This window comes from Ruminococcus sp. 8Y-12 (assembly GCF_058119865.1).
The window spans coordinates 3,523,492-3,536,287 of sequence record NZ_CM176623.1; the positions used below are offsets into that span (position 1 = coordinate 3,523,492).

The 12,796-nt window shown below is 45.5% G+C and carries 15 protein-coding genes; all 15 read left to right on the forward strand.

The annotated features are described in order from the left end of the window. The first annotated feature begins 20 nt into the window (after window positions 1-20). Window positions 21-1,775: a sensor histidine kinase gene (locus AC0THY_RS13860; RefSeq protein WP_489991188.1), complete on the forward strand. Its 1,755-nt coding sequence runs from the start codon at window positions 21-23 to the stop codon at window positions 1,773-1,775. Beyond that, window positions 1,772-3,358, forward strand: a complete 1,587-nt coding sequence (locus AC0THY_RS13865; RefSeq protein ID WP_489991189.1) for a response regulator transcription factor — start codon at window positions 1,772-1,774, stop codon at window positions 3,356-3,358. The genes AC0THY_RS13860 and AC0THY_RS13865 overlap by 4 nt, the downstream gene beginning before the upstream one ends. Before the next feature lie 135 nt (window positions 3,359-3,493). Continuing rightward, a complete protein-coding gene (locus AC0THY_RS13870; RefSeq protein WP_489991190.1) occupies window positions 3,494-5,359 on the forward strand; it encodes a TIGR03960 family B12-binding radical SAM protein in 1,866 nt (621 codons plus the stop codon). Then, window positions 5,349-6,035, forward strand: coding sequence for a TIGR03936 family radical SAM-associated protein (locus AC0THY_RS13875; protein ID WP_489994200.1), 687 nt, complete (start codon window positions 5,349-5,351; stop codon window positions 6,033-6,035). The genes AC0THY_RS13870 and AC0THY_RS13875 overlap by 11 nt, the downstream gene beginning before the upstream one ends. Continuing rightward, window positions 6,025-7,215, forward strand: a complete 1,191-nt coding sequence (locus AC0THY_RS13880; protein WP_489991191.1) for a ribonuclease E/G — start codon at window positions 6,025-6,027, stop codon at window positions 7,213-7,215. The genes AC0THY_RS13875 and AC0THY_RS13880 overlap by 11 nt, the downstream gene beginning before the upstream one ends. Continuing rightward, on the forward strand, window positions 7,212-8,030 hold the full coding sequence (locus tag AC0THY_RS13885) for a PHP domain-containing protein (RefSeq protein ID WP_489991192.1): 819 nt from the start codon (window positions 7,212-7,214) through the stop codon (window positions 8,028-8,030). Before AC0THY_RS13880 ends, AC0THY_RS13885 begins: the two co-directional genes overlap by 4 nt. Window positions 8,031-8,077: 47 nt before the next feature. Beyond that, window positions 8,078-8,443, forward strand: coding sequence for a VOC family protein (locus AC0THY_RS13890; RefSeq protein ID WP_489991193.1), 366 nt, complete (start codon window positions 8,078-8,080; stop codon window positions 8,441-8,443). 132 nt (window positions 8,444-8,575) lie between these two features. Next, entirely contained in the window at window positions 8,576-8,881 is a 306-nt protein-coding gene (gene rplU / locus AC0THY_RS13895) for a 50S ribosomal protein L21 (protein WP_489991194.1), read from the forward strand. Between the two features lie 5 nt (window positions 8,882-8,886). Then, window positions 8,887-9,207 carry a ribosomal-processing cysteine protease Prp gene (locus tag AC0THY_RS13900; RefSeq protein ID WP_489991195.1) on the forward strand — a complete coding sequence of 107 codons (321 nt, stop codon included), beginning with the start codon at window positions 8,887-8,889 and terminating at the stop codon, window positions 9,205-9,207. 3 nt (window positions 9,208-9,210) lie between these two features. Continuing rightward, window positions 9,211-9,495: a 50S ribosomal protein L27 gene (rpmA, locus tag AC0THY_RS13905; RefSeq protein WP_489991196.1), complete on the forward strand. Its 285-nt coding sequence runs from the start codon at window positions 9,211-9,213 to the stop codon at window positions 9,493-9,495. A gap of 59 nt (window positions 9,496-9,554) precedes the next feature. Beyond that, window positions 9,555-10,847 carry a GTPase ObgE gene (gene obgE / locus AC0THY_RS13910; RefSeq protein ID WP_489991197.1) on the forward strand — a complete coding sequence of 431 codons (1,293 nt, stop codon included), beginning with the start codon at window positions 9,555-9,557 and terminating at the stop codon, window positions 10,845-10,847. 47 nt (window positions 10,848-10,894) lie between these two features. Beyond that, window positions 10,895-11,185, forward strand: a complete 291-nt coding sequence (gene yhbY, locus AC0THY_RS13915; protein WP_489991198.1) for a ribosome assembly RNA-binding protein YhbY — start codon at window positions 10,895-10,897, stop codon at window positions 11,183-11,185. Between the two features lie 18 nt (window positions 11,186-11,203). Further along, complete coding sequence (gene nadD, locus AC0THY_RS13920; RefSeq protein ID WP_489991199.1) at window positions 11,204-11,839, forward strand: nicotinate-nucleotide adenylyltransferase; 636 nt, start codon at window positions 11,204-11,206, stop codon at window positions 11,837-11,839. Next, window positions 11,836-12,444, forward strand: a complete 609-nt coding sequence (yqeK, locus tag AC0THY_RS13925; RefSeq protein WP_489991200.1) for a bis(5'-nucleosyl)-tetraphosphatase (symmetrical) YqeK — start codon at window positions 11,836-11,838, stop codon at window positions 12,442-12,444. Before nadD ends, yqeK begins: the two co-directional genes overlap by 4 nt. Beyond that, complete coding sequence (gene rsfS, locus AC0THY_RS13930) at window positions 12,441-12,791, forward strand: ribosome silencing factor (protein WP_489991201.1); 351 nt, start codon at window positions 12,441-12,443, stop codon at window positions 12,789-12,791. The genes yqeK and rsfS overlap by 4 nt, the downstream gene beginning before the upstream one ends. Window positions 12,792-12,796 lie beyond the last annotated feature (5 nt).

Below are 12,796 nucleotides of genomic sequence, written 5' to 3' on the forward strand. Positions count from 1 at the left end.
TAAAATGGTAAAATTAAAATATGAAAAAACAACCCATTGTTAAAAAATTGTTTGGAACTTATATTTTCTGGATTGTGATCTGCATTCTGGTTATACTGTGCAGCACCATATTCTACGTAGGTTATGTAATTAACAGCAATATTACGCAGACTCAGAGCCAGCTGACATTGAGCATTAATCAGAATATCGAAAACTATTTTGAAGAAATGAATGACTTCTCCATGGAATTAGTGAAATCACAGAAATTTCGGGACACAGCCCTGGACAGTCTTCCGGAATACTATAGGGGAGGTCGTAACACGGTAGATTTATTTTCTAGCCTGTATCTGGACGCCTATAAAATGATTCAGAAAAAGTATAGTCTCGGGATCATCACGGATCAGGAATACTATATTTGGATGGGAAATGAATACTTCATTGATCAAATCGGAAAAAAAGTTCCGGATATATATCAGGATTATGCCATGGACGGCAGCCCTGTGATCAAGTATCTGGATAAAAATGAATACCTGCAGAGCAGTGCGGGAAGCAGAGCGATCAGCGCTATAGACAGCCCGAAAGTTACCCTCTCCAGGAGTTTTGGAGGTAACAGTTTTTTGTATAACGGGTCAGCACTTTTGGAGGTTCAAGTAGAAGCAGAGGAATTTTTCAGGGATATCCGCAGGCTTTCTTCCGGCAAGAATGATGTGGGACTTCAGATTCATATTCTGAATGACTTGGGAGAAGAGATATTCTCAGAGACAGATTGGGACGGAAAAGCATTTTTAGATGAAAACGGGTGGAAAACAGGAAGTTTTTGGAAGGATGGATACTATACATTTGTCTATCAGATCTTTAATTCAGGATTATATGTCCTGTATAATATTTCTGTTTTTAATTACTATAATAAACTGTTTACATTCCTGGGCATTGCACTGATTTTCTTTTTCCTGATCACTATTTTGATGATCTGCGTAAGTTATCATGTATCCAAACAGATTTCAAAACCCCTCCATCAGATATGCAATGAACTGAGGAGGGTAGATATGGAACAGGAAATCCGATATCAGCCGGTAGACACGGATATTCTGGAATTGGATTACCTGTCCGCCACGATCGGTGAGTTAAATGAAAAACTGGAAGAATCCCTGCATCATATCATTACCCTGAAGAACTTTGAAATTCATTCCAAGCTACTGGCTCTGCAGGCCCAAATGCAGCCTCATTTTCTGGTCAATACACTGACTACCATGGGCTCTATGGCGGATGAGATGGGAAACATGGACATCGCCAGGATGTGCCTGAATCTGACTCAGATGTTCCGCTACATTTCCGCAGAAGATAGCCAGGGAGTCCGCCTGTTTGAGGAAATGAAACATGTGGATCGTTATGTGGAAATTATGAAAGAAAGGTTCCCTAATGCCTGCGTGGAAATTGACATTCCTCTAGAAATGATGAATATCCGCATTCCCAAACTGATTATCCAGCCTTTGGTAGAAAATTCATTTAAGTATTGCAACCGGAGTAAACCTTATATCCGGATTACGGGTGAGATGCCGGAAGAGGGAGAATGGAGGATAAAAATATCCGATAATGGAGCAGGCTTTACAGATGAAAAGGCGACTGAAATCTTGAAAAAGTGTGCGGAAAGCATGGAAGGAGTAAACAGCCTTTCTACTCAAATTGACGGCATGGGATTAGTAAATGTGTATGTCAGACTACAATTGTTTTACCGGGAACGGGTCTTGTACATCATCAATCAGGAAGGCATCATGATAGGAGGAAAGATATTATGACAACAGATCCGTCGGGCCATATCCAGGCCATAGTAGTAGAAGATGAATTAAAGATTGGCACGTATATTAAGCATAAAATAGAATACCTGGATTCTTCTATTTCCATTGCAGGTGTGGCCGAGAATGGAAGAGAAGCCCTAAAGCTGATTGAACAGTTCGAGCCCCAGGTGGTCTTCACAGACATCTCCATGCCGGTTATGGATGGGTTGGAATTATCCCGAATTATTAGGAATACATACCCCGGTCTGATTGTGGTAATTATTTCAGGATATTCCGATTTTACCTATGCACAAAAAGCGATGCAATACGGGGTATTTAATTATATTTTAAAGCCCCTGGAAGACGAAAAGCTGTCAGACGTACTGCTTGAAATCAAAAAGAGCCTGGTCTATACAAAGTCTAAGCATGAGCGTCAGGTGCTCTATTCAGACACCTATATGTTCTTGCAGACTTCCGGAATGCAGTATGCAATTTTTTCACTGTGTATAGGAAATCTGCTTTATGATATTGAGGATACGGTCCTGACAGAGTACTACCAGAAGGAACTTCGGGATATTCCATGGAAGAAGATCATGGAGGAACTTTGCCAGGATGGGTATAATTGGTATCTGGCAGACGAACAGGCAGTAAACCAGAAAATTGTGGGCATTCAAATGCAGGATAGAAGTATCCAAAAGACAGAAAAGCTGGCAGAACGTCTTTTAGAATTACTAAAACCCTGGACACGCCTGGCTATTCACATCGGTCATTCCGGAAAAATCCTGGAGTATGAGTGTGTATGGAACATGACCAAGCATTTAAGACATGTCATGCATCAGGAATTGATCATCGGGTGTCCCCAGATTCTGACGGTAGAAAAACAGAACGGCGGAAACCAGGATATGCTGGAAATAGTTAAAATGAAGCTGAGCAGTTATATTAAGAATTACTTTCTGTCCACGGACCTGAAAAGCTTTACCAATGAAATCCAGACTGTCTTAAAATATATGATCCAGAACCGGGCACCCCAGCTCAGCATAGAAAAAGTAAGCATCTATGTGCTAAAGCTGCTGGAGTTTTCCAGCCAGATCTATGAGGGCAACTTTCTGGAAACCATGCAGATAAAGCAGCAAAGATGTATAAGCCTTGCAACCACGGGGGAAGAACTGATCAGTCTGATGATGGAGGGGTTTCAGGAGATCGGCTGCTGCATGGACCAGATCTATGAGAAGAATCTTGATACAAAAGTGCTGGAATATGTGGATAACAACTTTCTGACCCTGGAAAGCCTGGAGCAGGTGGCAGATGTGTTTGGTTACAACTATACATATCTCTCCAGATTATTCAAGAAAATGTCAGGAATACCCATGAACAAATATATAACCGAAAAGAAAATTGCACTGGCCAGAAAACTGTTGAAAGAGCAGCCGGATCTGATACTGGAAGAAGTGTGCGAACTGTGCGGTTATAATGACTGCCGCTATTTCAGCAGAGTATTTAAGAGCCAGACAGGCGTTACTCCAAGTGAATACCGGACAGGAGAAAAAAAGGAGGAAGAAGATTGTCCTTTCACTGCGAAACCGATGCAGTGTAATTACGATTGACAATAAATATCTACTTGAAGTTCTGCCGGAAACTTCGTATAATTGAAAAAGTATGCATAGTTAGACAAATTGAGCTATACTGCTGAAGCAGAAAATAAACTGCATATAGCGGTTTTTAAGAACTAAGGAGATAAAATGAGAAAACTTGCGTTAAGCGATGAAATATTACTAAAAATAGAAAAGCCTGCCCGCTATATCGGCAATGAGGTCAACTCGGTGATGAAGGATGGCAGCAAGGTGGATATTCGTTTCGCCATGTGCTTCCCGGACGTCTATGAAATCGGTATGTCACACTTGGGAATCCAGATTCTCTATGATATGCTGAACAGACGGGAGGATGTGTACTGCGAGCGTGTCTACTCTCCGTGGACTGATCTGGATCAGATTATGCGTAAGCAGCATATCCCTCTGTTTGCCCTGGAATCCCAGGACCCGATCAAAGGGTTTGATTTTCTGGGAATTACGATACAGTATGAGATGTGTTATGCAAACATTCTTCAGATTCTGGATCTGTCGGGAATTCCTTTAAAAGCCGGGGACAGGGATGAAACCGTTCCCATCGTAATCGGCGGAGGACCATGTACCTACAACCCGGAACCGTTGGCAGATTTTTTTGATCTGTTTTACATCGGAGAGGGAGAGACCGTGTATTACCAGCTGTTGGATCTCTACAAGGAGTGCAGGGCGGCTGGAAAGAGCAGGGCGGAATTTCTGCGCGCAGCTGCCAGGGTGCCGGGGATTTATGTGCCTTCTCTGTATGAGGTTTCCTATCATGAGGATGGAACCATCGCCTCCTTTGTTCCCAAATATAAAGATGTTCCGGCTCAGATTGAGAAGCAGATTGTAATGGAAGTGACGGATACGTATTATCCGAAAGCGCCTGTTGTGCCCTTTATCAAGGCAACTCAGGACAGGGTGGTTTTGGAGATACAGAGGGGCTGCATCCGCGGATGCCGTTTCTGTCAGGCTGGAATGCTGTATCGGCCCACCAGGGAAAGGACGCTTCCCATGCTTAAGGAGTATGCCGCTAAAATGCTGAAAAATACCGGACACGAGGAAATTTCTCTGAGTTCACTCAGTTCCAGCGACTATACACAGCTGGAGCCTCTGGTTGATTTTCTGATTGAGGAGTGCAGTAAGAAGGGAATCAATATCTCTCTTCCGTCCCTGCGTATAGACGCTTTTTCCCTGGATGTAATGAGTAAGGTTCAGGATGTGCGCAAAAGCAGTCTGACGTTTGCTCCGGAGGCTGGCTCCCAGCGTATGAGGAATGTGATTAACAAAGGCCTCACAGAGGAAGTGATCCTGGAGGGAGCGGCCCAGGCATTTGAAGGCGGTTGGAGCAGAGTGAAGCTCTATTTTATGCTGGGACTGCCCACTGAGACAGAAGAGGATATCAGAGAAATCGCCCGTCTGGCTGACAAAATTGCGCGGCGTTACTATGAAATCCCCAAGGAGCAGAGAAACGGCAAATGTCAAATTACAGTGAGTTCTTCCTTCTTTGTGCCAAAACCCTTTACCCCTTTCCAGTGGACCAGGATGAATACAAAGGATGAGTTTCTTGGAAAAGCGAGAGTGGTAAATCAGGAAGTCAAGGATCAGCTAAATCGAAAGAGCATTAAGTACAACTGGCATGAGGCTGACGTCACTGTTCTGGAAGGTCTTCTGGCCAGGGGCGACCGGAGAGTAGGCGCTGCTATTCTGCGCGCATATGAAAAAGGTGCCCTCTATGATGCCTGGGGTGAGACTTTTCGAAATGAAGTTTGGCAGGAGGCTTTTGATGAGACAGGAGTTGACCCGGATTTTTACACAGTGCGGGAGAGGGACTGGGAGGAGATTCTCCCGTGGGATTTTATAAATATTGGGGTAACTAAAAAGTTTCTGTGGCGGGAGTGGGAGAGGGCGCAGGCCGAGCAAGTCACTCCAAACTGCAGGGCAGGCTGTGCCGGATGCGGGGCAAAGCTTTACAAGGGAGGTGTCTGCTTTGAAGGTGAGAATTAAATTTTCCAAACAGGGGGTTATGAAATTTATCGGCCATTTGGATATTATGCGCTATTTTCAAAAGGCCATCAGGAGAGCAAAGATTCCTATTGTATTTACAGAGGGATTCAGCCCTCATATGATAATGTCCTTTGCATCCCCACTGGGCGTGGGACTCACCAGCAGCGGTGAGTATATGGATATTGAAGTCAGCACAGAGATCCCGTCAGAGGAGGCTGTCAGACGCTTAAACGCAGTGATGGTGGACGGAATTCAGGTGCTGAGTTATCGCAGAATCGAAGATGGAAAGGCCGGTAAGGCTATGTCCCTGGTTGCTGCTGCTGACTATACCCTGGGCTTTCGGAGCGGACACGAGCCTGCGCAGGAATGGAAAAATCGAATAGACGCATTTATGGCACAGTCATCCATAAATATTTTAAAGAAAACAAAAAAGAGCGAAAAAGAAGTGGATATCAAACCCATGATCTATGAGATGCGCATGGCGGACAATGATCGTGTCTTTATGCAATTGGCGGCGGGAAGTGCGGCAAATTTAAAGCCGGAACTGGTGATGGAGGCTTTTGCAAATTATCTAGGGATCACACTGACAGAGTTTGCGCTGGAGATTAACCGGGAAGAACTCTATGCTGAGGGCATGGTATCCCTAGAAGATCTGGGAGAGGAAATTGGAGCGTAAACTGATTATCACAAGACAGAATGAGCGTATTGTCACTGCACTTTTTGAGAATGGCAGAGCGGTGGAACTGGGATGTTATAATGAAAATGTTCCCTCACTATTGGGCAATATTTATATCGGGAGGGTGAAAAATGTAACCAGGAACATCGGCGCTGCATTTATAGAGATCAGCAAAGGTGTTACCTGCTATTACCCGCTGGATGACTGCAAGAGACCTATATACACAAAAAAAGGAAAGTCCCCACATCTGGAGGCGGGCGACGAGTTGCTGGTGCAGGTTTCCCGGGAAGCGGCCAAGACAAAGCCCCCCAGCGTGACCGCAAATTTAAATTTTACGGGAAAATACCTGGTGCTTACCACAGGGAAACAGCAGGTGGGTGTGTCCGCCAAGCTGGGTCCCCAGATTCGGTGCCGGCTAAAGACATTGATTGAGGAGAGCGGCATCGGGGAGTATGGATTTATCGTGCGCACAAATGCCGGGAATGCATCGGATAGGGAAATATTAAGAGAGATGGAGACTCTGAAAGGACACTGTCAAAAATTGACAGAGCGGGCACAGTTTTTAAGTTGCTTTTCCCTTCTTTCCGAACCATCTCCTTCCTGGCTTGAGGCTCTCAGAGATACACGCACGGAGGGTCTGTCCGCTATCACTACAGATGATCCCGAACTGCATGGAAAAATGAAAGAATATTTGGAGCTTCACCAACCCGGGGATCTTCAGTTGCTTTGTCTATATAAAGATGCACTTCTGCCCCTGGACAAGCTGTATAATCTGGGAGGAGAGCTTCAGAATGCGCTGCGGGAGAAGGTATGGATGAAATCCGGCGCATACCTGGTCATTCAGCCCACAGAAGCTCTGACGGTCATTGATGTGAATACTGGGAAATATGAGAGTAAGAAAAAAAGGCAGGATACCTATCTAAAGATCAACCTGGAGGCTGCAGGGGAGATTGCCAGGCAGCTTAGGCTGCGTAACCTCTCCGGAATCATCGTGGTGGATTTCATAAATATGGACTCCCAAGAAGCAAAGCAGGAGCTTATGGAATATCTGGAAGCCTGCCTCAGACAGGACCGTATTAAAACAGTATTGGTGGATATGACTGTACTGAATCTGGTGGAGATTACCAGGAAAAAAGTGAGGAAACCCTTGGCGGAACAGATGGGAGAGGTGGGAAGATGATAAAAGCCGATCTGCATATACATAGCCGCCGCTCTGACGGTGAGTTCACTTATGAGGAGCTTGCTTTAAAGGCAATGGAATCAGGGCTGCAGGTGATTGCGTTTACGGACCATTATGTCAGCCCTGATTTAGAGCGCATAGGCAGACTGAATGACAACTACCCTCTTCGGATTCTGCCGGGAATAGAGTGTGCCGCATATTGTCCTGCCACTCATCTGAAGGCTCACATTTTAGGGTATGGGATCCGGGATTATATGCCTGTAGAAAAAGTGATGGAAGACACCTTGGCATCTTTGGAAAAAGGCGGATTGCAGCAGCTTACTCTTTTGCAGGAAATGGGGTATCCTATTACAGAGAAGGAAGCGCGCGCGTTCGGGGAAGGTCCCATGTTCAGCCAGCAGTTTAACGATATTCTTCTGCGTAAGGGTGTTATTCCCGATATGTTCGGCAGCTGGTATCAAAAGATGTACAAAGGGCACGGTCCCTTAAAGTATTCGTATCGTTATCCTGAGCCGATAACCGTTGTCAAGGCTATTGTCCAGGCAGGGGGTGCCGCTGTGTTGGCTCATCCGGGGCAGCAGAAAAACTACTGTCTGATTCCTGAACTGGCAGACGCGGGCCTTGTTGGATTGGAGCTTATACATCCCTCCAACAGTGCTGAGGACCAAAATTATATTTTGGAGTATGCAAGGGAAAGGGGATTGCTTCTCACAGGTGGCAGTGATTTTCATGGAAGGCTTTCAAACAGCGGAGGAGCGTTGGGAGAATATATAATTGACGCCAAAGAGCTGTTAAATCTGATTGATGCGAGGTAAGTATTACTGTTTAAAATAATTGTTCAAAAGTACAAGGAGGTTTTGATATGTTAAAATTTGCACATTTTAACTTTAATGTTTTGGATTTGGAGAAATCCCTGAAGTTTTATGAGGATGCGCTTGGGCTGAAACCTGTGCGGGAGAAAAATGCCAAGGATGGTTCCTTTAAGCTGGTTTATCTCGGGGACGCTGAGACTGACTTTACACTTGAATTGACCTGGCTGGCGGACAGAACGCAAAAGTATGATTTGGGAGAGTGTGAATTCCATCTGGCCTTTGAGACTGACAATTATGAAGGCTTTCACAAACGCCATCAGGAGATGGGATGCATCTGCTTTGAAAATGAAGCTATGGGCATTTATTTCATTACAGATCCCGATGGCTATTGGATTGAAATCGTACCGGCAAAATAGAACGATTGGCGAAAAAACAGTTGACGTAATAACCATAATATGCTATTATACAACAGTATGCCGCATAAAGAGGTCTAAGAGTTATGCAGATAACCACCACATTTAGCGAGTAATGATAATAGGAGGTGCCATATGTACGCAATTATTGCAACAGGTGGTAAACAGTACAAAGTAGCCGAAGGCGATATCATTAACGTAGAAAAGCTTGGAGTAGAAGCTGGAGAAACCGTTACCTTTGACAATGTACTTGCAGTGAGCAATGACGGCTTAAAGGTAGGAGCGGATGTAGCTGATGCAACCGTAACTGCCAGCGTGGTAAAGAACGGAAAAGCCAGAAAAGTGATCGTTTACAAGTACAAGAGAAAAACTGGATATCACAAGAAAAACGGTCACAGACAGCAGTTTACTCAGGTTAAGATCGAAAAAATCAACGGTTAAGAGCCATGATTACGATTGAGATTCATAAGAACGGGGAACAATATAAAGGCTTTACTTCACAGGGACATGCAGGGTATGCTGACAGCGGACAGGACATAATATGTGCTGCGGTGTCGGTGCTGGCTGTGAACGCCATTAATTCTATAGAAGCATTTACGAAAGACCGATTTGCCGTAAGGCAGGAGGATGGATTTCTGGAGCTCATCTTAGAAGGCAAGGTATCAAAAGAGGCCACATTGTTACTGGATTCTATGATTCTGGGTCTGCAGGATATTCAAAATAGTTACGGTAATGAATATATCAAACTGATATACGAGGAGGTGTAAGTGATGTTAAATATGAACCTTCAAATTTTCGCTCATAAAAAGGGAGTTGGTTCTACCAAGAACGGCAGAGATTCCGAGTCCAAGAGATTAGGAGCGAAAAGAGCTGACGGACAATTTGTAAAAGCTGGCAATATTCTTTACAGACAGCGTGGAACAAAGATTCATCCGGGCGTGAACGTAGGACGCGGCGGAGACGATACTTTATTCGCATTAGTTGACGGTGTTGTAAGATTTGAGAGAAAAGGCAGAGACAAGAAACAGGTTTCAGTCGTTCCAGTAGCAGAGTAGTACATGTGGCTTCAAATCAGTTTGGTTTGAAGCCATTTATATATTTAAAGGAGAAAATTATGTTTGCAGACAGAGCCAAAATCTATATCCGCTCCGGTAAAGGCGGCGACGGACATGTGAGCTTCCGCCGGGAGCTGTATGTACCGAACGGCGGTCCGGATGGCGGCGACGGCGGTAAGGGCGGGGACATCATCTTTGAGGTGGATGAAGGACTGAACACCCTGGTGGATTTCCGCCATAAACGCAAATTTTGCGCCCAGGACGGTGAGCCTGGCAATAAAAAACGCTGCCATGGCAGCAATGGAAATGACTTGGTTTTAAAGGTTCCGGAGGGAACAGTCATCAAGGAGGCGGAATCCGGCAAGGTGATTGCAGACTTGTCTGGGGAGAACCGCAGGCAGGTGATTTTAAAGGGCGGCCGGGGCGGTCAGGGAAATATGCACTATGCCACAGCCACCATGCAGGCGCCCAAGTATGCCCAGCCTGGACAGAGTGCAAGAGAACTCTGGGTGAACCTGGAGCTGAAGGTGATTGCGGATGTGGGACTTGTGGGCTTTCCGAATGTGGGGAAATCCACCCTGCTTTCCCGTGTCACAAACGCCAGACCCAAAATTGCCAATTACCATTTCACCACTTTAAATCCCAACCTGGGTGTGGTGGACTTAGAGGGCGGACGCGGTTTCGTTATCGCAGATATTCCCGGACTGATCGAGGGAGCATCCGAGGGTGTGGGACTGGGGCACGAGTTCCTTCGCCATATTGAACGCACCAGAGTGATCATTCACATGGTAGATGCCGCATCCACGGAGGGACGGGAACCCATTGACGATATTTATAAAATCAATGAGGAACTAAAGGCCTACAATCCGGAAATTGCAGCCAGACCACAAGTCATTGCAGCGAATAAGATAGACGTAATCTATGCAGGGGATGAAGATCCCGTTGAGCGTATCCGCAAAGAGTTTGAACCTCAGGGAATACGGGTTTTTGCTATCTCAGCAGTGAGTGGAAAGGGACTTCAGGAACTGCTGTATTATGTGAGAGAATTATTAGATTCTCTGCCGGACGAGCCCGTGGTGTTTGAACAGGAGTACTTTCCGGAGGAGTTAAATATAGATGAAAATCTTCCCTACACGGTGGAAAAATCCCAGGAGGAGGAAAATACCTATGTTGTGGAAGGACCTAAGATTGAAAAAATGCTGGGTTATACCAATCTGGAATCAGAGAAGGGATTTGCCTTTTTCCAGAGATTTTTAAAAGAGACAGGTATATTGGACGAACTGGAGGCCGCCGGCATCCAGGAGGGAGATACCGTCCGCATGTATGGTCTGGTGTTTGACTATTATAAGTAAGAGACAAAAGTACCAAACAGTAAGAGACAGAGGAAAAAGGAGAAGAGATGACAAGTAAACAGCGCGCATATCTGAAAAGCCTGGCTATGACCATGGACCCAATTTTTCAGATTGGAAAGGGAAGTCTTACCCCGGAGAATACACAGGCTATTGCAGAGGCTTTGGCCGCCAGGGAGTTGATTAAAATCAATGTTCTTCAAAACTGCATGGACGACCCCAGGGAACTGGCCTCCACCATTGCAGAGCGGACCCGGTCTCAGGTAGTGCAGGTCATTGGAAAAAAGATTGTCCTCTACAAAGAAGGCAAAGAGGATAAGAAAAGAATAGAGTTACCATAAAATAAATGGATGAAAATTATGTCGGAAGAGAAACGCAGAAAAGTTGGAATTATGGGAGGGACCTTTGATCCCATTCATATTGGTCACCTGATTTTAGGGGAAAACGCCTTTCAACAGTTTGGATTGGACTATGTGCTCTTTATGCCGTCCGGGAACCCGCCCCACAAACGAAACCGTCCAGGGCGGGCCAGTACACAGGAGAGGGTGGATATGGTTAAACTGGCCATAGCGGATAACCCTCATTTTGTGTTATCCTTAGCTGAGACACATGAGGACGGATATACCTACACAAAGGAGACACTGGAGCGGCTGACCAGGGAACATCCGGATACGGATTATTATTTTATTATGGGAGCGGACTCTCTTTTCAGCTTTGAAACCTGGAAAGAACCCCAGGGGATCTGCGATCTGTGTACGCTCCTGGTTGCAGTGCGCAATGACGTGGGGATGGAGCTGCTGGACGCGAAGATCAGCGATCTGAAGGAAAAGTATGGCGGACGTATCTTAAAGCTGGATGCCCCCAATATAGAGATCTCGTCTGGGGCTATGCGCAAGCACATATTTCAGCAGCGTTCTCTGCGGTACTATATGCCTGAGACAGTGGCAGAGTATATTGAAGTAAAACAACTGTACAGAGAGTGTGAAAAAGAATGAGCGGCTATGATTTGGAAAGAATGCAGAAAAAACTGAAAAAATATCTGGACAAAGAGCGTTTTGAGCATACCATAGGCGTGCGTTACACCTGTGCAGCTCTGGCCATGTGTTACGGCTGCGATCTGGAGAAGGCTCAGGTGGCAGGTCTGCTCCACGACAGCGCCAAGTGCATTCCAAATGACCAGAAGCTGAAGCTGTGTAAAAATCATGGCATACCAGTGACACCAGCGGAGAAAAAGAGTCCGTTTTTGCTCCACTCCAAACTGGGCGCCTGGATTGCCAGGGAGAAGTATGAAGTGGAGGATGAAGAAATCCTCGGCGCGATTTGCTGGCACACCACAGGCAAACCGGAAATGACCGTTCTGGAAAAAATCACTTATATAGCGGATTATATTGAGCCCTGGAGAAAAGCGGCTCCAAATCTGGACAAAATACGCTCTATGGCGTTTCGGGATCTGGATCTGACGATGTATGTGATTCTAAAGAGCACACTTTTTTATCTGCGGCAGTCCGGACGGGAAACTGATCCCATGACGGAGAATGCCTATGAATATTACCATGAACTTTGTGAGATAACAAGAGAAGAGAAGGAGGTAACACCATGAACGCGAAAGAAATGTCCCATATGATATGCAAGGCCTTGGATGAGAAGAAGGCAGGAGATATCAAGGTTATCAACATTGAAGAGGTTTCCGTTATGGCTGATTATTTTATTATAGCAAGCGGAACAAACAGAAATCAGGTACAGGCCATGGCTGACAATGTGGATGAAACTTTGAGCAAAGCAGGAATTAACCCACGCCAGGTTGAGGGTTACCAGACTGCGAATTGGATTTTGATGGACTACGGCGATGTGATTGTACATGTGTTTGACGAAGAGAATCGCCTGTTCTATGATCTGGAGCGCATCTGGCGCGACGGAAAGAGTGTGGCGGTAGAAGATCTGAGATAAAGGAA